The 23,196-nt window shown below is 53.7% G+C and carries 17 protein-coding genes and 1 pseudogene; 7 read left to right on the forward strand and 11 right to left on the reverse strand.

Annotated elements, in window-relative coordinates:
* Window positions 1–2: 2 nt before the first annotated feature.
* From hemW to NTZ04_03020, 4 genes are all read right to left on the reverse strand, one after another.
* Entirely contained in the window at window positions 3–1,109 is a 1,107-nt protein-coding gene (gene hemW, locus NTZ04_03005) for a radical SAM family heme chaperone HemW (protein MCX5991287.1), read from the reverse strand.
* Complete coding sequence (gene lepA / locus NTZ04_03010; GenBank protein MCX5991288.1) at window positions 1,106–2,902, reverse strand: translation elongation factor 4; 1,797 nt, start codon at window positions 2,900–2,902, stop codon at window positions 1,106–1,108. Before lepA ends, hemW begins: the two co-directional genes overlap by 4 nt.
* A 79-nt stretch (window positions 2,903–2,981) precedes the next feature.
* The gene (locus tag NTZ04_03015; protein MCX5991289.1) at window positions 2,982–4,247 is read right to left on the reverse strand and encodes a class II fructose-bisphosphate aldolase; all 1,266 of its coding nucleotides are present in this window, start codon (window positions 4,245–4,247) and stop codon (window positions 2,982–2,984) included.
* 83 nt (window positions 4,248–4,330) lie between these two features.
* Complete coding sequence (locus NTZ04_03020) at window positions 4,331–5,440, reverse strand: ATP-dependent 6-phosphofructokinase (protein MCX5991290.1); 1,110 nt, start codon at window positions 5,438–5,440, stop codon at window positions 4,331–4,333.
* Window positions 5,441–5,642: 202 nt separating this feature from the next.
* Between NTZ04_03020 and NTZ04_03025 the strand changes: the two genes are divergently transcribed.
* The 4 genes and pseudogenes from NTZ04_03025 to NTZ04_03040 all read left to right on the forward strand — a co-directional run bounded on the left by NTZ04_03025 (window position 5,643) and on the right by NTZ04_03040 (window position 7,885).
* Window positions 5,643–5,927 (forward strand): hypothetical protein, encoded by a 285-nt coding sequence (locus tag NTZ04_03025; protein MCX5991291.1) that lies wholly within the window; start codon window positions 5,643–5,645, stop codon window positions 5,925–5,927.
* Window positions 5,928–6,332: 405 nt separating this feature from the next.
* The gene (locus tag NTZ04_03030; GenBank protein MCX5991292.1) at window positions 6,333–7,307 is read left to right on the forward strand and encodes a J domain-containing protein; all 975 of its coding nucleotides are present in this window, start codon (window positions 6,333–6,335) and stop codon (window positions 7,305–7,307) included.
* 104 nt (window positions 7,308–7,411) lie between these two features.
* Window positions 7,412–7,537: pseudogene (locus NTZ04_03035) on the forward strand (glutaredoxin family protein).
* Between the two features lie 120 nt (window positions 7,538–7,657).
* Window positions 7,658–7,885, forward strand: coding sequence for a PDZ domain-containing protein (locus NTZ04_03040; GenBank protein ID MCX5991293.1), 228 nt, complete (start codon window positions 7,658–7,660; stop codon window positions 7,883–7,885).
* Between the two features lie 135 nt (window positions 7,886–8,020).
* Here NTZ04_03040 and NTZ04_03045 read toward each other — a convergent pair whose 3' ends face one another.
* The gene (locus NTZ04_03045; protein MCX5991294.1) at window positions 8,021–8,623 is read right to left on the reverse strand and encodes a DUF6125 family protein; all 603 of its coding nucleotides are present in this window, start codon (window positions 8,621–8,623) and stop codon (window positions 8,021–8,023) included.
* Between the two features lie 242 nt (window positions 8,624–8,865).
* Between NTZ04_03045 and NTZ04_03050 the strand changes: the two genes are divergently transcribed.
* The 3 genes from NTZ04_03050 to NTZ04_03060 are packed head-to-tail and all read left to right on the forward strand — an operon-like array spanning window position 8,866 to window position 12,209.
* Complete coding sequence (locus tag NTZ04_03050; protein ID MCX5991295.1) at window positions 8,866–9,675, forward strand: fumarylacetoacetate hydrolase family protein; 810 nt, start codon at window positions 8,866–8,868, stop codon at window positions 9,673–9,675.
* Between the two features lie 17 nt (window positions 9,676–9,692).
* Window positions 9,693–11,645, forward strand: coding sequence for an FAD-dependent oxidoreductase (locus NTZ04_03055; protein MCX5991296.1), 1,953 nt, complete (start codon window positions 9,693–9,695; stop codon window positions 11,643–11,645).
* A 51-nt stretch (window positions 11,646–11,696) separates the two neighbouring features.
* Window positions 11,697–12,209, forward strand: a complete 513-nt coding sequence (locus NTZ04_03060) for a hypothetical protein (GenBank protein MCX5991297.1) — start codon at window positions 11,697–11,699, stop codon at window positions 12,207–12,209.
* 37 nt (window positions 12,210–12,246) lie between these two features.
* Here NTZ04_03060 and NTZ04_03065 read toward each other — a convergent pair whose 3' ends face one another.
* The 6 genes from NTZ04_03065 to NTZ04_03090 form a co-directional block, all read right to left on the reverse strand.
* Window positions 12,247–13,308: a 4Fe-4S dicluster domain-containing protein gene (locus NTZ04_03065; GenBank protein MCX5991298.1), complete on the reverse strand. Its 1,062-nt coding sequence runs from the start codon at window positions 13,306–13,308 to the stop codon at window positions 12,247–12,249.
* A gap of 42 nt (window positions 13,309–13,350) precedes the next feature.
* Window positions 13,351–13,869 carry a nuclear transport factor 2 family protein gene (locus tag NTZ04_03070; protein MCX5991299.1) on the reverse strand — a complete coding sequence of 173 codons (519 nt, stop codon included), beginning with the start codon at window positions 13,867–13,869 and terminating at the stop codon, window positions 13,351–13,353.
* A 50-nt stretch (window positions 13,870–13,919) separates the two neighbouring features.
* Entirely contained in the window at window positions 13,920–15,536 is a 1,617-nt protein-coding gene (locus NTZ04_03075) for an FAD-binding protein (GenBank protein MCX5991300.1), read from the reverse strand.
* Window positions 15,537–15,743: 207 nt separating this feature from the next.
* Complete coding sequence (locus tag NTZ04_03080) at window positions 15,744–16,670, reverse strand: NAD(P)-dependent oxidoreductase (GenBank protein MCX5991301.1); 927 nt, start codon at window positions 16,668–16,670, stop codon at window positions 15,744–15,746.
* Window positions 16,671–16,867: 197 nt separating this feature from the next.
* Window positions 16,868–20,410 carry a right-handed parallel beta-helix repeat-containing protein gene (locus NTZ04_03085; protein ID MCX5991302.1) on the reverse strand — a complete coding sequence of 1,181 codons (3,543 nt, stop codon included), beginning with the start codon at window positions 20,408–20,410 and terminating at the stop codon, window positions 16,868–16,870.
* A 76-nt stretch (window positions 20,411–20,486) separates the two neighbouring features.
* Window positions 20,487–22,496, reverse strand: coding sequence for a hypothetical protein (locus tag NTZ04_03090; GenBank protein MCX5991303.1), 2,010 nt, complete (start codon window positions 22,494–22,496; stop codon window positions 20,487–20,489).
* Window positions 22,497–23,196 lie beyond the last annotated feature (700 nt).

Below are 23,196 nucleotides of genomic sequence, written 5' to 3' on the forward strand. Positions count from 1 at the left end.
AGTTATCCCAATAGAACCCTGGCGAAGATGGGGTTGGAGGTAAGCACTCTGGAGGACACCATGCAGTATATTGAACCATTGCGAGTGAGCAGGCCATCCGCAACCATCTGGTCAAGCCTGTGTATGAGTTCCTTCGTATTATCAATCCCAAATCGTGCAGCGAGATCGTCAGCCGGCAGACCTTCTGAAAGCAGACGTAATCGCAGCATGGCCTCTTCTGCCGCCTTCTCTTTCGCACTCAATTGTTCCACCTCTTCCACAACTCCAGCGGGATGGCGAAGGTAAGCCTCCAAGTCACTGCGGTTCTTGAAGCGTCTGCCGTCAAGATGCGAGGCAGCCGCCGGTCCCAGGCCAAGGTATTCGCCGCCGCGCCAGTAGTTCATATTGTGCAGGCATTCGAATCCCCCAAGGGCAAGGTTGGATATCTCGTAATGAGTAAATCCTTTCTCCTGAAGAAATGGACACGCTTGCTCGAATAGCTCAGCCTGCTCATCATCCGAGGGCAGATCATCCGGTGGATTCATTGCCAGGGGGGCATCATGCTCCAGCGACAGGCAGTACACGGAGAGATGGTTCACACCCAACTCAACCAGCTTCCCCAGAGTGGCCCGCAGTGTTTCCCACCGCTGACCGGGAAGACCAACAATGACATCGGCGGAGACATTTGCAAAGCCAACTCTCCTGGCTTGAGATATGGCTTCAACGGCCTGTGCTGCAGAGTGAATTCTGCCCACCCTCTGAAGCTCGTCATCTGAAATAGACTGTACGCCGACGGACACACGGTTCAAACCTGCGCCCAAAGCAGCCTGAAGCAACTCTGTAGTAGCCGATTCCGGGTTGACCTCGATGGTAGCCTCGATCAACCTGGGAAGGTCGAATGAACCCCGGAGACCATCAAGCAGCCTCTTTAGACATCCAGCACCAAGCAGACCCGGTGTCCCACCTCCCAAATAGAGGGTATCGAATGACAGGCCCGCGTACGCCCTGGCTTCGATCAGAACAGCATCAATGTAGGGATCGATGAGGTCCTGTCGATCTGCCAGAGAGTAAAAATCACAATAGGCGCACTTTCTGGCGCAGAAGGGGACGTGAACGTAGAGCCCCCTCACCTATCCTCTTCGAGATTGAGCAGTGAGAGGAAGGCCTCCTGGGGCACCTCCACCGAGCCGACCATCTTCATCCGTTTCTTGCCCTCTTTTTGCTTGTCCAGGAGTTTTCTCTTGCGTGTCACATCGCCGCCATAGCACTTGGCCAGGACATCCTTCCTGATTGGAGCGATATCCTCCCTGGCCACGATATTCCCGCCGATGGCTGCCTGAAGGGGCACCTTGAACTGCTGCCTGGGGATGAGCTTCCTCAGCTTGTGGACCAGCGCCCTGCCTCTGGCGACAGCACTCTCACGGATGGCAATATAGGAAAAGGCGTCGACCGCCTCGCCATTGACCAGAATGTCCACCTTAACCAGGTCGCCCGGGCGATATCCGATGAACTCATAATCCATGCTGGCATACCCCCGGCTCACGCTTTTCAACCGGTCGTAGTAGTCAGCAATGATCTCCACCAGCGGGAAATCATAGGTCAGGATGACCCTCCTCTGGTCAGGGTGCTCCAGGCCCACCAGTGTTCCCCGCTTGACGTTGGAGAGTTCCATACACGGCCCCACGAAATCGGTGGGAACTACGATATGAGCCCGGATAATGGGTTCCTCTATATGAGCGATCTCCTGAGGAGTGGGAAACTTCGACGGGTTGTCAATCATGAGGACATCGCCTTTGGTGGTCACTACTTTATAGACTACCGACGGCATGGTGGCAATCAGATCCTGATCATATTCCCGCCGCAGCCTCTCGATGGTGATCTCCATGTGCAGCATGCCCAGAAAACCCACGCGGAAGCCATGGCCCAATGCTGCAGAGCTTTCCTTCTCATACACAATGGACGAGTCGTTGAGCTGGAACTTCTCCAGCGCCATCATGAGCTTTTCGTAGTCATTGGTGTTGATCGGATATAGCCCGCAGAAGACCATAGCCTGCAAGCGCCGGAAGCCCGGGATGACAGGGGTTTCAGGGTGCTCCGGCGATATGATGGTGTCGCCAACATGGATTTCCGCAACATCCCTGATCATGGCACTCAGATAGCCCACATCGCCAGCCACAAGCCGGTCACACGGCTTGACCTGGAGGGTGAAGTAACCCACCTCCCCCACCTCAAAGGTTTTGCCGGTGTATTTGATCATGATCCTGTCACCAGGGGTAACGCTGCCGGAAAAGACGCGGATATGCATAATGACACCACGGTAGGCATCATAATGAGAATCGAAGATGAGGCAACTTAGAGGCGCATCTCCATCACCCTCTGGAGGCGGGATTCTGGAAACAATAGCCTCCAGCAGTTCCGGCACGCCGCTTCCCGTCTTGGCTGAAACCAGAAGCGTATCATCAGCATGCAGACCCAGCATTTCTTCAATCTGGAGACGGCAATCGTCAATCATGGCATTGGGAAGATCGATCTTATTAATCACAGGGATTATCTCCAGACCAGCGTCAACCGCAAAGTAGGCATTGCCGATGGTCTGCGCTTCCACACCCTGGGAGGCATCCACCAGCAGGACTGCGCCTTCACAGGCCTTGAGACTTCGGGAGACCTCATAGTTGAAGTCGATATGACCGGGAGTATCGATAAGGTTCAGAATGTAGTCTTCACCACTGCGTGATCTGTAGGGTATCCTGACTGGCTTGGCTTTGATGGTAATGCCGCGTTCGCGCTCCAGGTCCATGCTGTCCAGAATCTGTTCATTTCCAGAGGTATGGATAACGTCGGTCAGTTCCAGTATGCGATCAGCCAGGCTGGACTTGCCATGATCGATGTGGGCGATGATACAGAAGTTGCGTACGTTTCTCATAGTCTATGAAGATGGAATGGACAGGTGCTTCCCCTGGAAGATCGACGGGGGAGAGGGCTGCGGTAGACTATCATGCGGATTAGGAGCGATCGACAACAAACCTATTGACCAGATCCACAGTCCCGACCACATTAAGCTTCTTAAAGAGGAACGAAAAGTGATTTTCGAGTGTTTCCCCGATCCCTGCGATGCTGCCTTCAGGGATGGCCCAGATTTCTTTCTTGAAATCCCCGAAGGCTTTCTTTCGGGTCTTGTACAGGAACTGCTCGTTGGTCTCCCCTGACTTTCTCTCATTGCTATAGTTGTTCAGGAGGTGATTATTAATACTGCCCAACAGCTCTTTGGGGAAATGAGGGCTATCATAGATGGTATTCTGAAATCCCGTAGCCAGATGCACCTCAGCCGTGCCAGCCTGCGGGAAAAGGCCAAATGCCTCGTCAGGAAGAGTGGAGGCCCCGTGCTGTACAGCCCCGGCCATGCCATACTCCTCTCGTGCCACCTTAGACAACTTCTCCAGGGTCTTAAAATCTAGTTCAACTCTGGCAATAGATCCATCAGGCAAGACCACGCCGCCATGAGTGGTACCGGTTTGGACACTGATCTTGGAGATGCCCTTGACATTCGAGCCTAGAAGCTGGCGATACCCGGCCACGAACGCCCTGAGGTCTTCCACCGTGCTGTTTCTACCTCCGACCTCCCCGATCTCACCGCCGACAGAGACAGTCACCCCTTTGGGCTCGATGCTGCGTATGAACCTGGTCATATTAGCCGTGACGAGGTAATTCCTCTCCTGTTGCTTGTCAAGGCCCTGCTGCTCCAAGTCCACCAGGGTAGAGGCATCCACATCGATGTTCAAAAATCCGGCATCCACTGACTCCCGTATCAGATCCTCAATAGCCTTCAGTTCTTTTCCTGGCTCTGAGCCATACTTGCCAGCATTGACCTGGAAATGATCGCCCTGAAGAAACACCGGCCCCCTGAACCCCTCTTTAACAGCGGCAGCCAGCACACAGACAGCGTATTCTCCAGGTTTCTGTTTGGTATAGCCTATCTCGGAACGGGCAATCTCAAAGATAAAGGCCCCAACCTTGTGCTTTGAAGCAGCCCTGAAGACCGCTCTGGCTACCTGATAGGTAAGGCCACGGATGTTTATCGCCGGGACCGTAATGCCCTGGTAAAGCCCCCTGCCCGCAGCTTCATACAGACCTTGAATGCTGGCCGGGAAGATTCCCAGAGCGGAGGCCTGTTTACGTATCTCCCAACGATGTTCCTCCCTGATCTCCTCTTCAGGTGCAAAGACAGCCCTCTCCACTAGAGTATCAATGTTCTTAGAAGTGATGGACATCTCTTTCTCCAATCTTGGGGGCACGCTGTATCCCGCCCACCAAGTCCTTCTCAGCAGGCCTGGAATCCCCGGGCATCGGGACACTAACCAGCAAGAATGGCCCTACGACCATTGTACCGCTCAGTATCATATTGTGTCTTCACATCCACCAGACTCAGTTTCCCCAAAACATCTTTGATCGGGACAGAGGTGATCCGGCCATTTTTGTAGCTCACCATCTTCCCAAAGTCTTTCCTCTCAATTAGATCAACGGCCGCAATGCCGAAATATCTGCCCATTCTCCGATCATAGGCACAAGGAGCACCACCGCGCTGCAGGTGGCTGAGGACAATGCTTCTTGTTTCCAGTTTGGTAGCACTGGTAATTTCATTGGCCAGGAACTCACCGATGCCGCCCAGGATCTTATGGCCAAAACCGTCTTCCCCAGCCTCTCTGACAAACTCGGAGCCTCCTGCCGGCTTGGCGCCCTCTGCCGCCACAATAATCTCATATCTGGCACCCTGCCTTCTTCCCTCCAGAACCAGCTCATTCACCTTCTCAATAGAGAAGTCATACTCCGGGATCAGTATGATAAATGCCCCACTGGATTCGCCGCCTTCCAGAGCCAACCAGCCAGCAGTCCTCCCCATAGTCTCGACTACAAACATCCTCTTATGAGAACCAGCCGTAGTCCGCAACCTGTCAATCTCCTCTGTGATCACGCTCAGTGCCGTCTCAAATCCCAGCGTATAGTCAGTTCCCCAGAGGTCCTTATCAATAGTCTTGGGGATGCCCACAACATTCACACCCTGCCGGGCCAATTTGGAGGCTACTCCCAGAGTATCATCACCGCCAATAGTTACCAGGGCCTCAAGCCCAAGTTTATCGATGTTATCCAACACCTTCTTTGACTGATCATCCTTTGGATTGCAGGGGTTTGTTCGTGAAGTTCCCAGCATGGTCCCGCCCAGTCTATCCCAGGTCCGCACCACATTCTGATCCAGAGGCACGAGGTATTCCTGCAAATCTCCACGTGAAGGGTCAGCGTAGATCAGCCCCTTCCATCCATCCCGGATACCAATAACCTCGTACTGGACGCCTCTTTCCCGCTGCAGTCGGTCATCCAGTGCGGTTTTGACCACCCACTTCATGGCCGGGTTGATCCCGGCGCAGTCGCCCCCGCCCGTGAGAAGCCCTATCCTGCTCTTTTTCATCGTATCAGCTAGATTCTAGGGTTACCTATCTCCAATGTCAACATGAACCGCAGTATTCCCGTTCTCTGCTCAAACGGCAAATGCACAAGCAAGGCTGGTTGATTTGTGGGTCACCGTATGCCCTGCAGGTGTTGGAGACAAAAGTCGCATACATATACCATTGACTATCTTAGAATAGCTACGGTTACAAAGGGGATGACAAATGACACGAGAAGCAGCGACAATATCTAGAAATCATGTGGTACAAGAACGCCCAACGAATGCGGTATGTCAGCATTACTGGGTGATTGGCATGGCCAGGGACGCTGTAAGTGATGGCATATGTCAGTTATGTGGCGCCCACAAGGAGTTCAAGAACTACCTGCCTGATTGCCTGGCAGGTATGGACAAGGAGAAGTACGAGGAATGGCTGGCCAGGCACAGCTCTGCCAAAAGAGGGAAGGGACCCAAGCGGGATATCCTGACTGATACCGGGCAAGGTGAATGAAATGATGCAGGCAACAAGAGAACGCCCTGAGACGCAACGGAGATGGTCCAGGTGGTATCCCAAGAAACATGACGACCTGGTGATTGAACGTTGGGCTCAGGCATGTAGTAAGATAAATAATGACTGCCGCGGCTGCGAGTTCCATGATGGTTGTCAGGACCTTGCAGACAGGTTGATTGGCTGCATGAATGTGCAATCGCCAGCCAGCTACAAAAGGAAGAGGGCCTTGAGTCTGAATAGAACCATTCACAGCTAGAAAAAGGCGATGAGCAAGCGGTTAGATGAGAAGCGGGGAGCTCCGGGCATGGTAAAATCAGTAGTTGAGGATTCCCTGGATGTCCATTTGGAATTTCAACCGTGAACACCATGTCGTCACATATGACATAGCTACGGAGTATTGAGAATATGGACTATAAAGATTACTACAAGATTATGGGCGTGGATAAGAAGGCCACAGCCAAAGAAATAAAGCAAGTTTATCGCAAGCTGGCACGTAAGTATCATCCCGATATCAACCCGGGGAACAAAGAGGCCGAGGCGAAGTTCAAGGAAATCAACGAGGCCAATGAGGTGCTGGGTGACGAGGGGAAACGGAAGAAATACGACGAGCTAGGCGCGAACTGGAAACACTATGAGCAGTGGCAGCAGGCAGGTGGTGAGGCCAGCGGCCAACCCTTCGACTGGCGCCAATACGGGTTTGCCCCCGGATCAGGCAAGACCAGTAGCTATCAGGCCAGAACTATGACAGAGGAAGATTTCTCGAGCTTCTTCTACAACTTCTTCGGTGGTGAGGAACCTGACATGGGGACCAGACAGCGCTTCCGGACTGCCTCCCGATCTCGCAAAGGTCAGGACTTTGAGCAGCCGATAGATATAAGCCTGGAGGAAGCCTTCCACGGCACAAATAGAGTTCTCCAGATGGAGGATGCGAGCGGCAGAGTCCGTCGTCTGGAGGCTAAGATCCCCGCCGGAGTACAAGACGGCTCCAGAGTGCGGCTGGCAGGGCAGGGAGGGTCGGGCATGGGCGGAGGGCCGGCTGGTGATTTGTACCTCGTAGTGCATATTTCCCATCACCATCTCTTTGAGCAAAAGGAGGGCAACCTCTATCTCAAACTGGATATCCCTCTAACCACTGCTGTCCTGGGGGGAGAAGTCGATGTACCCACTCCCAACGGCAGAGTGATGTTAAAAGTTCCTCCCGAAACACAGAATGGCCGGGTATTTCGCTTGAGAGGGAAAGGGATGCCCAGGCTGGAGACGCCCCAGCAACACGGTGATTTATTTGCCGAGGTCAAGGTGATTCTGCCAGAGCGACTTTCAGAGCAAGAGCGAAAGCTGTTCGAAGAATTCTCCAGACTGCGCCCGGCATCCGGCAAGTAATTCACCAAGAACCAGGATATTCATACAAACCGCATCAAATCATCAAGGAGGGCAGAATGAACGTTGTACTCTACATCACCCAGACCTGACCCTACTGTCACCAGGCGAGAGAGTTTCTTTCGCAAAAAGGAGTCAAGTTCACCGAGCACGATGTATCCCTCGATAGGGCTGCTGCAAAAGAGATGATTGAGAAAACAGGGCAAAGAGGAGTTCCGGTGATCACGATAGATGACCAGGTGGTCATCGGCTTCGACCGCACTCGTCTGGAGCAACTGCTGGCCGGGAAAGGCGACGGTCAGCACCTCTCCCTCGGGCTACAGGCAGCTGATGCCAGCAAGATAGCTCAAAAGGTGGGAGCTGTACCTATATTCGGAGCCTTCGTAGGCACGGTGAAGCCCGGCTCGGCGGGGGAGAGGGCAGGGCTGCAAAAGGGTGACGTGATCACCGAAATCAACCTGCGTCGCATCAATAATGTCGATGACCTGGAGAAGGCAGTGTCCGGACTATCACCAGGCAGCCGGATATCAGTTGTCTTTCTCAGAGGGGAGAAGGAACTCCACGCCGAAACTGTGCTCTGAGCACGAGAAAGTCATCCGTGCGGGAAAGTCCCTCCATATATTTGCGCTAAATAGAGGCGAGAGCGCACGCTCTCGCCTCTATCAATTGGCAGAATGTTGACAAGCACAATCGAACTATTAGCCTTACCAGGTTAGCTACTTTTTCTTCTTCTCTGGTTCGATAGTGTACTCCCACATGCAATCAATGCCTTCCACCTTCTTGTCGTAGGGGGCATCGTATGGAGGAATTACCAGGGGTCTGCATTTCACATTGGGGATAATCGCCGTGCCGGTCATCCCGAACATGGGGATGTCCCAGTCCCGGCACATAACCCTGACGAACTCCATGTCTCCTTTATCTCTGTAGACACGCATAGCTTTGCATCTTGTGACCTTAACTATGCCCACGGTCGGGCTCTTCAATTCGACCTCGAAGTCGTACAGATACGGGCAGCCACCGGCAGCAGGATGAAACTGAGTTACCTTCAGTATGGCAGCCATATCCTTGGCCTCATGTCCGAGGGCTTGCAAAGTACGCAGGGCTGTCGGCGGGATATTCCTCAGCCATACCTCTTTGTCCAGATCCTGGGCTATTTTCTCTCCATATCTCTTAGCCACAGCGTCATACCAGTGACCATCAATCTGCTGGTAAGCCCTGGCAGCCTGGCCTGCCAGATTCACCAGGGTCTCCTGGTCAAGGTCTTCCAGATGAATAACGGGACGTACCGGGCCACTATAGTCCTTTAATACTCTTGCCATTTACACCACCTTTCTTTCGAGCTCAGCCGTCATGTCTGTCCTGCCCTCAATATTTGCTCTCTTTGCACTCTTCTTGCCGAACCATATGGTACCGGCAGCCTCCAACGCCTGCTCAGTACCCCTACAACACAATAATGATACCTTCGATTCCCCGAACTGTCTATCAGAAAACGCCTACGCCTCATAATGGCATCAGGAACAGGAATGGGACTATAATAAACAACAAAAAAGAGGAGCTGAAGTTGCGAATCGTCCGCTTTGCGGTTCAGGGCAAGGTCAAATATGGTTTACTGGAAGGAACTATCATCCGCAGTCTCCAAGGCAGTCCCTTCGCCCGGTCCAGTGCTCATAACTATTCCCCGAAGCTTGATGGCAATGCACATAGTCTGGACAAGGTGAGACTCCTCACCCCATGCAGTCCCTCAAAGATCGTGTGCCTGGGAGTGAACTACCGCAGCCATGCCGAAGAGACCGGACTGCCCATACCCCCTGTACCGCTCATCTTTCTCAAGCCGTCCACGGCAGTTATCGGCCCTGACGATAAGATTGTACTTCCGTCTCTGCCCAAGCGCCGCGTGGACTACGAAGCGGAGTTGGGCATCGTTATCGGCAGGCGTACAAAGGACATACCACTGGAAAGGGCAAAGGATTGTGTACTGGGCTACACCTGTGTGAACGACGTCTCAGAACGCTACGCTCAGAAGGCAGATGGCCAGTGGACGAGAGCCAAGTGTTTCGACACCTTTGCTCCGATAGGTCCCTGGATCGAGACCGATATTGACCCGGACGACCTCAAGGTAGAGACCCACCTCAATGGCGAGCTTCGTCAGTCGGGCCGCACCAGCGACCTCATATTTGGCGTATCTGAACTGATAAGCTTCATCTCAGGAGTAATGACGCTGCTGCCAGGAGACGTCATCGCCACAGGAACTCCATCAGGCATTGGCCGCATGAATCCAGGCGATGTGGTTGAAGTAAAGATAGAGAAGATCGGAACCCTGAGAAACTTCGTGGTAGACCAGATTCAAGGAGAATCCCCCTGGAAAAGCTGAAGCATCTCTTCCAACCCCTGATGATAGGCCCGATGGAAGTGAAGAACAGGATCGTCATGTCTGCTATGGACCCGGGATTCGGCATCGCTGACAATGGATGCGTGACTGAACAGCTCACCGAATTCCTCGTGGAGAGAGCCCGCAGTCGGCCAGGCATGATCATAACCGGCGCCACACCAGTGCACCCCACCGGCACAGCCGACCCGAAGACCATCAAGATGGTTCCTATCTGGGAAGAAAGAGTCTTGCCCAGCCTGGAACGGATGGTGAGGGCAGTTCATGAGTATGATGTCAAATTCGGAGCTCAGTTAAACCATGCAGGCCTCGCCCACCTGCCCCAGGAGTCCGTGTGCGCCTCTGTGATCCCAGAACTGGCCCAGTTTGGCCTTCCACTGAGAGAGGCCTCCGGAGATGAATTGAAAGAGTATGCCACTGCCTTCGCCACCGCAGCAGAACAATGCTTAACGGTGGGGTTCGACTTCATAGAGATTCATGGCGGACATGGCTACCTCATAAATACCTTCCTCACCCCTTACTACAACCGTAGAACTGACGATTATGGCGGCAGCTTCGAGAACAGGATCAGGTTCCTGCTGGAGGTCATACAGGCTATAAGAGGAAGGATCGGGCACAGAGTCCCTCTGGGCGTGCGGTTAAACGGCGACGATTTTATACCTCAGGGAGCCTGGCGCTTGCCGGAGCTATGCAGATTGGCCCCCATCCTGGAGAAGGAGGGCATCAACTACATCAACATATCGGCCGGGGCCGCTTCGATGGGTACCCTGCACTACACTATCATGCCTATGTATCAGGAGCAGGGGATCTTCGCTCAATTCAGCCAAGAGGTCAAGAAATACGTGTCCATTCCCGTCATAGTCACAGGGCGTATCAAGAGCCCTGTTGTGGCTGAGAGAATAATCAGGGAAGGAAAGGCAGACCTGGTGGTCATGGCCAGGGCACAGATAGCCGACCCAGAGATGGTAGAAAAGGCCAGAAAGGGGGATATCGCCGATATACGCCCCTGCCTGGCAGAGTGTTTGGGGTGTATCGAAGGAATCCTCAGGTATGGGGAGGCAAGCTGCGCTGTAAACGCCAGGGTAGGCAGAGAATACCTCCTGAAGGAGATTGAAGGCGAGAGAAAAGCTGCGTCGAGGAAAGTCCTGGTGGCCGGGGCAGGCTGTGCCGGATTGGAGGCAGCCAGAAGGGCAGCCTTCGCCGGACACGAGGTCATATTGTGCGAGAGCAGGGGCCGGATAGGTGGGCAGCTCAGCCTTGCCGCCCAAATGCCCCAGAGACAGGAAATAGGGGATATCCTCCCCTGGTATGAAAGACAGCTCAACAAAATGGGGGTGGAGATCCGCCTGAACACGCCGGTTAATGAAAGACTGCTGGACCAGATTGGACCTGATGTGCTGGTGATAGCCACCGGCAGCCTGCCCGAAGTACCGCTGGGGTTCGTCGACGGCCTGGGAAACATCAAGGATATCGAACCGGTGATGGTGGATGACCTCATAGAGGAAGAGCGATTAACAGGAGACAACGTTCTCATTGTCGGGGGCGATCAGATCGGCCTGCAAGCAGCAGACTATCTGTCAGAAAAGGGCAAGGCGGTCTATGTGGTAGAGAGAGAGGCACACTTCGCCGAGAAAATGGCTTCCAGTGACAGACGCTTCCTCATCGGAAGATTAATAGATAAGGGTGTGAAACGGTACAAAAACGTCGAGAAGGTCGAGGTCCTGCCCAACGATGAGGTCTGGATGGTCAGTGGCGGCAAGAGGGAGAGGCTGCCGCATATCGATACCATTGTTCTGGCCAGTGATAGACGTCCAAATGCGTTCCTGGCTGAAGTGGCGGAGAGGAAAGGCATTGTAACTCACACAATAGGAGACGCCAGCGGCGTTGCTGGTGAAGGACAGGGCACAGTTATGGCCGCCATCACCGCCGGATACGATGCCGGACGCCAGATTTAGCCGTCTTTGCTTTGATCAATCCCACGGGAGCCTGCCACTAAACTAATCACCATGCCTATCCCAAACGCAGCAAGGCGCACATTCCTTACAGACAACGAATTTGAAACCCTCTTTGGGGCACAGGCGGCTGAAGCCACCAGGATGCTGGGCAAGTACGCTGCAGAGATATGCAGGACCTGTCACGGGCAGTGCTGCCGGAGAATTGGATGCGAATTCTATTCCGACAGATTCGATGCCTGCCCGATCTACGAATACCGCCCCGCAAAATGCAGGCTCTACCACTGTGAAAAGATTCTGGAGAATGAACTGCTGACCGAGGAAGAACGAGAATTGCTCAACAGGCCAGCAAAGGAACTGTCGGAGTCCCTGAAGCAGGGCTGGGGGCTGGGAATATTTATCGAACCCCCAATCAAGGTGGGACAGAAAAGCTGGCTGACCACGCTCGGCATAGAAGACCAGGTAGCCAGGATTATCCAATCCCTCGGCGATAATCAGATAAGCCCCAGCTCAGCCAGAACCAGGTTAAGAAAACTGGTTCAGCAGCGCAGGAGCCCTGACTGCTGAACCAGCAGGGGTTGAAAGAAGTCCTCTATTTATTCAATCAGTGAATGATAGATGACGGCCCAGTCAGGATCTCAGGGATAAACTCCTGAGGTTTCACCATCTCCATTGCCATGGCTCCCAGCCCACACTTGAGGACACAAATGCCACAGCCAACACATTTCTCAGTATTGATAACGGCCTTCGCTGTGTTGAAGCCGCGGGGCTTCTTCATCTCAATAGCGCCAAAAAAGCACCAGGGCACACATTCCTCACAGCCATTGCAGGCCTTGTTATCCACCTTAACCAGGAAACGGCTGGGGGCAAGAGCCGGGGCTACCTTGCCAGCCCGAATAATGGGGTTCAGTACCAGACAGGCATCGCCACAGCAGTAGCAGATAAACTCCAAACCCTCCATGACGGACATATTGGTCACTGTGGGCACCAATCCCGCCTCGGTAGCGGAATAGTGAATGGTCATGGCCTCATCGACGGAAACCTTCTTCCCACTGCCCCGGTACAGATCATATTCTGCCCTCCGTCCAAACTGCGTGCAGGTGAACACCGGGTGTTTACACGCCGCCTTATCCACCATCTGGGCCCCCACCCGGCAGCAGCAGCGGCGTATGCTGATCAGGTCTTTATGAGCCTTGATTATCTCCTCAGCACTCTCACAAGGCAAAAGCCTTACACCCGCCGGCGCAGTCTTCATGGGCAGAATTACCCTGAGGGCAGGAGTAGGCAGCGTGGTGAGCCCATTCACTATCTCGCGCCACCAGCCAGCCTCATAGAAATCCATCCAGAGTTTGCCGATCCCGGCCGGAATGTACTTCGGGTCACTGGCCAGTATATTGTCATGAAGTGTTCCCAGATCACGAGGGAAGCGGGACCCTTTCCTTGATGACACTACCAGGCCCCTTCGTGCCAGCAGGTGAATCTTCTCCTCAACAGCCTTCTCGCTCATATTGAATTTGGCCGCCAAGTCTGCATTCAGTGCCGGTAGTTCAAAAAGAAAACGGGCCTCCTCCGGCGTCATGGCTGCTTCCAGTATCCTGTGCAGCAACTCTGAATCAGCGTGCCCACCCCTCTCCGCCAGCTTGATATAGGCCTCATTGGTTGCCATAACTTCAATTCCCCCTTTCGATAATCGCGCTTAAGTCAGCCTTCACCCTTGCTTTTCTGACGATGCATGCATGTTCGCCGTGAGCTTCAAACTCTTGGATTCCCCTCTATCCCACCTCTCCTGAAAGACGTGCCTGTACCCGGTGGATTTTATCTTCCACTTTCCGTTCACCTTCGCATACTCATCCTGATAGAAGGCAGCCGCTCTCTCGCCGCGGTTCCTTTTACAGTCAACGAGATAGTCCTCCAGGGCCCAAGTGCCTCTGGCCGTCGTCTCACTGGTCAATTCGATCTCCGGGTGGTGCCCGTGATGAAACGTGATCTGTGTCTGGCCCAGGGCCCCGCTGAGAAACTCGATGATCGCAGATACGCCCTGGAACTGATATTTCCCATCGGAATAGCTGGTGACTGCATCTTCCGTGAAACACTCCGCCAGCTCATTCCATCTTTTGGTGTCCAGACAGCGGAAGTACTTGTACTTCAGCTCTCTGATGGACTCAATATCCTCCCTGGCAGCTATGATACGCTCCAGTCTCTCTATTCTGGCTTCCAAATTCTTCATATCGGCCACGATAGCCCCCTTTCCTGTCACATCATGAGCATGACCTGTGACTACTTCGGTTTCGCCGCTCCCCGGGCCATGTGCCTGGCAGCAACATAGCCGAAGATCATGCTCTTGCCCTGGGCCGCACCGCTGTCGTAGTGGTGCCCCAATGGCAGCATAGCCTGCGTATTGCTGGTACAGTACAAGCCGGGTATGACACTCCCTCGAACGTCGATCACCTGGGCATCACTGTTGGTTATCAATCCTCCCAGGTTACCCGCTGTGGTCAAGCCCAACTTGACACCATAGAATGGCGGTTTCTCCAGCGGACCCAGGACAGAGGCTGCCCCACGGCCGGGGAACACGGCTTCGCCCCACTGAAGGTCGAAGGTGCTCTCTCCACGATGGAAGTCGGGGTCCTTCCCCTCTTTGGCAAATTTGTTGAATCGCGCTACAGTCTCCACCAGATTATCGGCTGGAATGCCCAGCGCATTGGCCAGATCCGGCAGTGTCTCACCGCGCTTCATCCACTCGGCAATTTCAGTGCCTCTCTTCAGGTTCATCACCGGCATATAATCCCTGAAGGCCTGATCACATATCCAGAATATCGGCCAGTTCGCAAACTCCCCGCTGATTCGATCATAGACGAGGAAGGATCTGCCCATATCCGGATAGAAGGACTCATCACAGCAGCGCTTGCCAAAGCGGTTCACCATGATCATATTCGGATAGCCATAGATGAAAGGGCGGTAGAACGGCTTGCCCCCCTCTACGACTTCGCCGGGAAGATTGAACCCGGGCTGGAAGATACTATGATCCATGAGTGCAACGGCAGCGCCAACCTCCATTCCCATAATATGACCGTCTCCCTCGTTGGAAGGTGCCGTGTAGGCATGCAAGGGTGGAGAGTAGATGAATCTCTTGTTCATTTCCTCATTCCACTCAAAGCCGCCGGTGGCCAGCAGAACTCCCTTCTTGCCCTTCACATAGAAGTCACGTCCGCCGCGCTCTGCCAGCAATCCGATTACTCTACCATCATGGACTATCAACTCTTTGCCCCGAACATTGGTGAGTATCTCGATACCCCGGTCGACACAGCCTAGAACGAGACTGCCTATGAGGGCCCTCCCCTGGACCCAGGGAGGACGCGGCCCGATAAGATATTTGACCGGGTCCTTACGTACCCTGGCAACTATAGGATGAGCCTTCTCCGCCTGCTCCAGTATCGGCGGCATGATCTTGGGATCAGGCCAGATCTTGCGTCCCATGCATTTCCCGCCGGGGACATCCGCACAATATTCGGTGCGACTGGCATCGGTTTCCACCGCCATCTTCAAAGGGGTGTGTTCCTCCACATAGCGAACCATCTCCGCACCGTTATCCAGATAGGCAGCCAGAAGCGCCTCATCATGGTGTCCCATGCTCACCCGGCGGATATACATCAGTGCTTCATCGCGGGAATCGCTGATGCCGTCCGCCAGCATGTGCTGGTTGAACGGTATCCAGATGACGCCTCCCGAAAGGGCAGTGCCTCCGCCAAGGACATCTGCCTTTTCCAGAACTACAGTCTTGAGACCCAGGTCATGGCCCATGATGGCAGCAGTGAGCCCGCCGGTGCTCGATCCAGCCGCCACCAGATCCACTTCCAAGTCCCATCTGTCAGGAATCTTGACATGCTTGATCATCGGTCAAACCTCCATCCCGAAATTAGGAAGGCAGGCCTACTATGGGTAGATCCAGCCTGCAAGGTGAGTTCACTTAGACTAGAAATATGGTATCACCGCACGCTACATTTATCAAAACAATTTGGAATCGGTTGACAGCCTTAAGCTCTGCAAAGAGTCCGCTGGTGGGGCCATCCCAGGTGCGCAGCGGCTCTGCCTCCTGGCCGACTAGGCCGTCAGTTTCAGTTCGGGATGGCGTGCTGCAATCATCTGACGCATCCCCTCCCGCCATTGCACCCGGCAATCGCCAACCAACTCTCTGCGGCGGGTGTTATCAGTCACTGTCTGTCTGACGGCATCACGGATGCGCTGAAACTTGGGGTTCAGTCCTGCAATCTCTCCCATGTAACCGCAGTAGGTCTCCACATCCACCGGATCGTCTCCTCCCCAATTGACGATCGTGGCCGGAACGCTCGCCGCGGCGAGCAATCCTGCAATCTGGGCATTGATATCATCCTGGTGAATGGGACTGCACACCGAAGGCCGATCTGCCAAAATCGGGATTGGCTTATCAGCCAGCATCGAATCGAACTGGTATGCAGGTAACCCTCCGTTTGGCCCATAAGAAACATTCATCCTTGCAATTGTGGTAGGCAGATTCCACAGGCGCGCCGCAAATCTTGCCACCGCTTCCTGCGCCGTCTTCGAGACGGCATACGTAGGAGATTGTGGCAGTGGGTCCCCGCATAGTGGGTCTGACTCCTTGACCGGGTGGTAAGGATCTTCCGGCAGGCCATAGATTGAGCAGGTTGACATGCTAAAGAAGGCGCGTGCCTTGCGACAATGGCTCATCAGGAGACCCGTCCCCTCGGCATTAACGCTCAAGGCGCGGTCGAAGTTGGGCTTGCCTCCTATGAAGGCAGCAAGATGAATAACGCAAGTGAAGTCATCTGGCAGTTCGTGAAAATCCGGATTGGACAGGTCCACGGCGCGCGTGATGATTCCCAACGCCTCCAGCCGCTGCCGCTTGGCCTGGTCCTTGAACCGCGCGATCCCCCAGACCTCATTGTTCCTGGCAAGCTCTACAGCCAAGGGAAAGGCAATCTGACCCGTGGGGCCAGTGATCAGGATTTTCTCATTCTGAATCGTTTTCATCCCTCCATTCCTCCGTCAGCCTGAATTCAGGACGTGCGTGACCATACCATATCCAGGCAATACCTATTTGGCAACAATACCTTGTCTTCCTTCAGCAATCTGGTGTCAGCTCTAATCGCGTAATCGCATTCCCCATGCACAGAAGACCGTGGTGGACATCTCTGCCCATTCTCTGAAGGTTCATAGCTGGCTCCCCGCTACTGTCTTACCAGCCTCCTGCGAATGAAGTAGGCCAGAATACCTGCTCCCAAGACTGCCCCAATGCCAACAACAATCCAAATCCACCCCGCAAGGCTTTCGCTGGGAGTCTTTGCCAGGATAGCCCACTGGCTGAGGTGGGAGGTGGTGGTACTCAGCGTCATCTCAGTGGTATCGACGGTGGTAGGCAGTGTCACCCACTCCCCTGCAGCCTCATCCCAGTAGGCCAGAACCAGGTTGTTGGGGTCGTCTCCTGCCGCAGTTACATCTTCGTCTGTGTATTTGACCGTGATGGTGATCGGCTCAGCAAAAGTGGTCATGGCAACGCCATCAACACCAATAACCTCTACCCTAAAGCAGGTGTTGCCTACTCTAAACCCCTGAGGAGCAGTGGCAGCAGAGGAGGCTGGCAGTTGTTTGATAGTGACCGTGGCTGTGTCGCCGAGGCACCCAGCGGGGAATTCAGTGGCGATTTGGCCGTCAGTCGTTTCAACTCTGCCTCCCTGAGCAGTGACGTCCTCCTGTGTCGCCGCTTTAATTATGGTGATGTAGTTGGTCTTCGTCTCAGTATCAGTCTTGCCGTCAGCATCAGTCACTTTAAGTGAGACGGTGTAAGTGCCTGAACTGGCATAGGAATGAGTTGGGTTCTGGTCGGTGCTGTCAACAGTGCCATCATTGTTGAAGTCCCAGGCATAGATCAAAGGTGGTTTCCCACCTGAACAGAGACTGGTGAAGGCGATCACCTGGCTTGGCAGACATTCAGTAGGTGCAGCAGAGAAATCAGCTACAGGCAAGGTGTAGGCAGCTATCCCATTGCTTGTTCCCATCGAACTCCAGCTCCCGGCGTTGTTCTTTGCTTTCACAGAGATGTAGTAGGTAGCCCCCCAGGTCAAGCTGAGGCCGGTACTGGTGACCTCGGTGTTCGTTCCGGCTGAAGTCCAGCCGACGACGTCAGTGTCACCCGCTGAGGTCCCTACGGCATATTGATATTCGGCGATGCCGGACTCAGGGTCAGACGAGCTCCAGGCAGCATGGAGCTGGGTAGGATTGCTTGTCGTATCCCCGTCATCGGTGACTACGGGAGTGGTCGGTGGTGTTGGGTCTGAAACGGTTATTCCATTGCTCACCCCGATTTCGCTCCAAAGGCCATGCCCGTTCTTGGTGTTGACCGCAAAGTAGTAGGAGGTTCCCCAAGTCAGGCTGAGACCGGTCCTGGTGACCTCGGTGTTCGTTTCGGCTGAAGTCCAGCCAACCACATCGGTCCCTCCCGCTGAAGTGCCGATAGCGTACTGATACTCAGCGATGCCTGATTCGCTATCAGATGAACTCCACAAGGCGTGAAGTTGGGTGGTGCTGGTGGTATTTGCTCCATCGTCTGTCACGACTGGAGTGGTCGGGGCAGTGCTATCAGAGATGGTTATCCCGTTGCTTGTTCCGACGGAACTCCAGCCTCCAGTCCCGTTCTTGGCTTTGACACTAAAGTAATAGGTGGTCCCGACATTTAGGCTCAAGCCACTGTGGGTTACCTCGGTGGATGTTCCGGCAGAAGTCCAATCCACCACGTCAGTGCCTCCTGCTGAGGTCCCTATGGCATATTGATATTCGGCGATGCCTGATTCTGGATCCGATGAGTTCCATGCAGCGTGAAGTTGTGTCTTGCTCGTGGTCCAATCTCCATCGTCTGCAACCGTGGGGGTTGTGGGTGGACTGTAGTCATACAGAGTGGTGAAAGAGGTGGGTGATGACCACCTCGACCACGCACCGTGGTTGTCCTGATACCTAACCCTCCAGCCATAGAAGGTACCAAAGCTCAGTCTTCCAGTAGGAACGATGACTTGAGTAAGATTGACATTATCTGTACCGCTGTCAAAGGCTGGCGCTGGCCAATCCGGGTAGCCCATGTAGTTACTTGGCCAAAGGGCGACCTGCCATTGAGACGCTGCATGTGCATCGCCCGAGTCAGCATCGGAGAACGGGGACGACTGAAGGGTAGGAGTAGCAGTTATGTTGTAGGCTCCACTGCTGGGGGCAATGTTGGTGGGTTGATAAGGGAAAGAGGTAAGTGGTGCTGAACCGGTGCGACTGGGGTTGTAGTCCACAATCCCCAGGCTGGCATGGTCATACCAGTCCCAAATGTGGCTCTGAATGGTGACCTCGTCAACCGTACCCCACCAGTTAGAGGTGGCATCAACGTGCGGCGAGCCTTGCGCGTTGGCATCATAGACATCGTAAGGAGTATTACCATGGATGTTGTTGAAGTTGAGGACAGGCTGCCCTGAGACGTAGACACCACCGCCTTTGCCATTGCCCGAAGTCATTGAGTTACTTATGATGTCGTTGTAGCCAAGGAAGACGACATTGCCGTAGCTGTAGATTCCCCCGCCTTCAGAAGAGGCCGCGTTGTAGGAGACGGTATTGCCACTGATCTCTATATATGCACTGCTGTAGGTATAGGTGTAGATCCCACCACCGGAATACTGAGCCACGTTCCCAGAGATACTGTTACCACTAATGACAACCGTGCTGTCGTAGGCACAGATTCCGCCACCAGAGCCCTGAGTCGAGTTCCCAGAGATATTGTTACCGCTAATGGTGGCTGTGCTATTACTCGAAATAGTAATCCCACTACTTGTGTTGCCAGAGATGGTATTGCCACTGATGGTCACCGTACCTTCGCCTGAATAGATTCCGCCACCAGAATTGGTAGAGACCGTATTGCCGGTAATGACTGCTGTGCCGCCGCTGGACTGGACTCCGATGCCCGAGTTACTGGCAACTGTATTGCCGATGATGCCGACTATGCCCCTATAAGATAATATCCCGTTGGCGGAGTTGCCGGAGACGGTGTTGTTTGTGATAATGCATGTGCCGTATTTGGCGTCCCAACTATAGTTCCAACCAGCGTAGATGCCATGTCCTGCGTTACCGGTGACGGTATTGTTGACTATCCGCGGGAGGCCGTTGACCGCCGCTGCACTATAAATGTACTCGCCTTCTACATAGATTCCAGAAGAGGCGTTGTTTCTGACTGTGCAGTGATCGATAAATGGGGAAGACTTTACGATCTTTAGTGCTGGAAGGTTGCTGTTGCCCCCGTATTCTACAGCGCAATACTGCATAATGCTACCGCTGACATAGTTCCCAGATCCATCGTAAACAGCGTCAACGCTGCTGTCCATGAAGAGTATGTTCACCCAATCTCCAGGTGCTGGAGATGGCTGGTCTGAGGTGAATACTATTGGCTCTGAAACGGTCCCTCTGGCGATCAACTGGCCTTCAACCTGCATGCCCCTTGCTGAAATGAACTTGACTACCACACCTTGTTCGATGGTGAGGGTGACTCCTGGTGAGATCAGTGCTCCGCTACCAACGATGTACGGGCTGTTTGCCTTGGTCCAGGTTGTGTCAGAGGTGATCTGGCCGCCAACAGTGGTGTCGGCGGTGACTGGTTGTGAGGTCACCACGGGCATGACCAAGGATGTCAGCAGAGCGATCACAACAAAGGCAATCAGGATCGTGACCAGTTTCACACGTTGCTTCATTTTGGCCTCCTTTAGCTTGGCACTAACAACAGATGTCTCACTCAGGAAAATGCTCAGATCGGATTCGGCTACATTCCTATTTCGACACAGCCGGCTTGCGGCTCAGCCTTCTCCCCATCAGGACAACACCCACGACGACAGCCACCGCTCCTGCACCAACAGCGATCCAAATCCATGAGGGCAGCCCTTCTTCTTTTGCGGTAGCTGATAGAAACTCCTCATGAGTAAGCTCAGCATCGGCGGCTAAACTCGTGTCAATAGCGCCGTCACCATCGGAATCTATGTCGAGAGTCGCCCCTTGCTCGCCCTGCGATAGTGCACTCCAGTCGACGGCGTAGTGATGCACTGCTCCAAGTGCTATGGGAATATCGGTAGCATTGAAGGTGCTAGTTGTTCCACCCAGTACCCAAGTCACCTCAAGTCCGTATGTTCCTTCGCCAGTGCCCACGACTTCATAGTGGTAGGTGTCTTGAGGGCAGAAGATGACCACTGTCTCGTCACAGTACATCGATTGTGGTATCTGGCACTCTATGGCACCATTAACCACTCCTACGACTTGCCCAACGGAGTCGTACACCCTCAACTCACCAGGGCTATGTAGCTGCACCTCCAGGGTACTGACCATACTCTGCGTCTTGTCCACAACAGCCTTCACGGTGTTTGTCACAACGCTCTCAGCAATAGTTGGCACGGCTTCCTTCACGATTCTAGAGATGGCCCATTGAAACTCCTGGCTGGCCACCAGCCTGCTCAATTCGGGGAAGATCAACTTCCCTGTCCGGTTTGCCATCCAATCGGACAGCGTTTTGCCTCCCAGCTTCTCGAACGGCATCTTGTTAAACACGGCCTCAATCGCCTGCTCTATTACGAAGTTCTTGACTGCTTCATCTTCACCACTCAGGTAGGAGTCGAGACCGAAATCTACTGCATCATAAAAGACGTCTGCCAACTTGGCAGCCTCCGGGTTGACGAAGGTCAACCCGAACTTCACGGAAGCCTGACAGCCATCCTCTATTCCCTGAGCAATAGTTTCTCCTGCATCCAGATTCCCTAGGAAGACCTCATTCGCTGCCTGGAAGTTCATATTTGAGAGTCTTTCATAGGTCTCAGACTTGCGTAGATACTCCTGGGCACGGCCCAAGTTTCCATTCTTCACTGCCCTTCGCGCTTCGATCAGCGCGTTGACTCTCAAACCATCGTAGTTGATGCCACCAAGGTAGAAGTCGTAGTACATGTCCTTCAGATTCGTTCGCGTTATCCACGATGTAAAGTCGGTCCAGACCGCAGTCACACCCTCCGGGAACGATTCGGCGTTCAGAAGATTGGAAGGATAGGTAACCTGCTGCTGCAAACGGCGATTTACTATGTCCTCCAAATCCTTGAGCTCATACGCTGTCAGATCAGGTTGCCATTCCTCCGGCGGGTAAGACCAGCCAATATAGGGTCCCACTTCAGGCAAACCCTCGGCCTCGCCAACGGTGTTTGCCTTGACAGTGACGTAGGCATGGACCATCTTCCCATCGCCCAGGTAGATCCCCACGTGGCCGTCTACGTTGCCATCTGCTCCCAGGAAGAGTATGAGGGCTCCCTTGGGCGCATCTAACCAGCCCTGCGGGCCTTGGTCGAACCGCGGCAGGTCTTCCGCTGCGAGATACGCCGAGTGCCACCCCGATTTGCCCTCCACCGGAGGGTTTGGCTCCAGCATAAAAGCGTTTGCGGCAAACTGGAGACAGAGATGGGTCCAGTTGTCCCACGTATAGTAGTTCTCGGTCCACTTGATAGTCTCCCTGACCCACAGAGTTGAGAAGTACGCGGGAGCACTGCTGTCCTGGCTGGAAGCGAAATGGAGGACATCGCCTTCTGACCAGCCGGTTATGCTGCCTGCATCATAGGCAATCCTCCACCATGTGTAGACGCCGCTTGTCTCAGGGCCGCCGAGAACCGTGCCGGTGCTGCCTTTGGGCAGGGTGGCAATGGTGTTGTTTCCCAGCGCGGCACTACTTCTCACGTTGAGCGTTGCGGTGGTAGTGACGCGATCGCCTATATTCAAAGAACTAGGATTGTACCTGATCGTCGTCCAATCCATCCAGATAAAGGTGTATCCATCTGGAGAAACATTGGTCTTAACTCCATCTACTATTGGATAAAATGACCACATGGAGTTTGGAAAATTCTGGTCATCGGTGGGGGAGGAGGTAATCTCCAGTACAGGCTGCCATGAACTTGTATACGTTCTGGATCTGATTTGTTTAAGGAATGGGGAAGCGTCGCTCAAACCGCTCCAAAGCACATTGAGGTGATTCTGATTATCGACGGAAATAGTTGGTACATCCTGCAAATAGGGTGTTGGTCCTTCCAAATCTTTAGTAGGTTGCAGAGTATCGGTTATTTCCCTGTATCTAATGTAGTTTTGGCTGTTAACATGGTCTTTCCAAACAACATGAACATTGCTTGCGGAATCTATAGCAATGGAAGGTGATTCGGAATAGGAATTCTGGGTGATGTTAATTTCGCTTCCCCATCCGGAAGAGGTTCGCTTGAGGTAATGAACATCGTAGTACTGGTTAGGCGTATTGATCCAGACAATATGAACATTGTTACTTCCATCTATAGCTATTGAAGGTGCCCTGACCCAAGCCTTGCTGCTGGAGATAGATGCCTCTCCTTGCCAACCAGCTTGAGTCTTCTCTCTCCACCGTATCCCGTTGCCTAAGCTCCTCCATGAACCAAGATCTGAATATGTCCCATAAGCTACGTGTATATTGTCAAGACCATCGACAGCGACT

The organism is Chloroflexota bacterium (assembly GCA_026389585.1).
Classification (GTDB): domain Bacteria; phylum Chloroflexota; class Dehalococcoidia; order UBA2247; family RBG-13-53-26; genus JAPLHP01.

What these genes read in the sequence shown, in the direction of transcription:
- lepA (MCX5991288.1), bottom strand. Translation starts at nt 2,902, where the DNA reads ATGAGAAACGTACGCAACTTCTGTATCATCGCCCACATCGATCATGGC.
- NTZ04_03015 (MCX5991289.1), bottom strand. Translation starts at nt 4,247, where the DNA reads ATGTCCATCACTTCTAAGAACATTGATACTCTAGTGGAGAGGGCTGTC.
- NTZ04_03020 (MCX5991290.1), bottom strand. Translation starts at nt 5,440, where the DNA reads ATGAAAAAGAGCAGGATAGGGCTTCTCACGGGCGGGGGCGACTGCGCC.
- NTZ04_03025 (MCX5991291.1), top strand. Translation starts at nt 5,643, where the DNA reads ATGACACGAGAAGCAGCGACAATATCTAGAAATCATGTGGTACAAGAA.
- NTZ04_03030 (MCX5991292.1), top strand. Translation starts at nt 6,333, where the DNA reads ATGGACTATAAAGATTACTACAAGATTATGGGCGTGGATAAGAAGGCC.
- NTZ04_03045 (MCX5991294.1), bottom strand. Translation starts at nt 8,623, where the DNA reads ATGGCAAGAGTATTAAAGGACTATAGTGGCCCGGTACGTCCCGTTATT.
- NTZ04_03060 (MCX5991297.1), top strand. Translation starts at nt 11,697, where the DNA reads ATGCCTATCCCAAACGCAGCAAGGCGCACATTCCTTACAGACAACGAA.
- NTZ04_03065 (MCX5991298.1), bottom strand. Translation starts at nt 13,308, where the DNA reads ATGGCAACCAATGAGGCCTATATCAAGCTGGCGGAGAGGGGTGGGCAC.
- NTZ04_03070 (MCX5991299.1), bottom strand. Translation starts at nt 13,869, where the DNA reads ATGAAGAATTTGGAAGCCAGAATAGAGAGACTGGAGCGTATCATAGCT.
- NTZ04_03075 (MCX5991300.1), bottom strand. Translation starts at nt 15,536, where the DNA reads ATGATCAAGCATGTCAAGATTCCTGACAGATGGGACTTGGAAGTGGAT.
- NTZ04_03080 (MCX5991301.1), bottom strand. Translation starts at nt 16,670, where the DNA reads ATGAAAACGATTCAGAATGAGAAAATCCTGATCACTGGCCCCACGGGT.
- NTZ04_03085 (MCX5991302.1), bottom strand. Translation starts at nt 20,410, where the DNA reads ATGAAGCAACGTGTGAAACTGGTCACGATCCTGATTGCCTTTGTTGTG.
- NTZ04_03090 (MCX5991303.1), bottom strand. Translation starts at nt 22,496, where the DNA reads ATGGATTGGACGACGATCAGGTACAATCCTAGTTCTTTGAATATAGGC.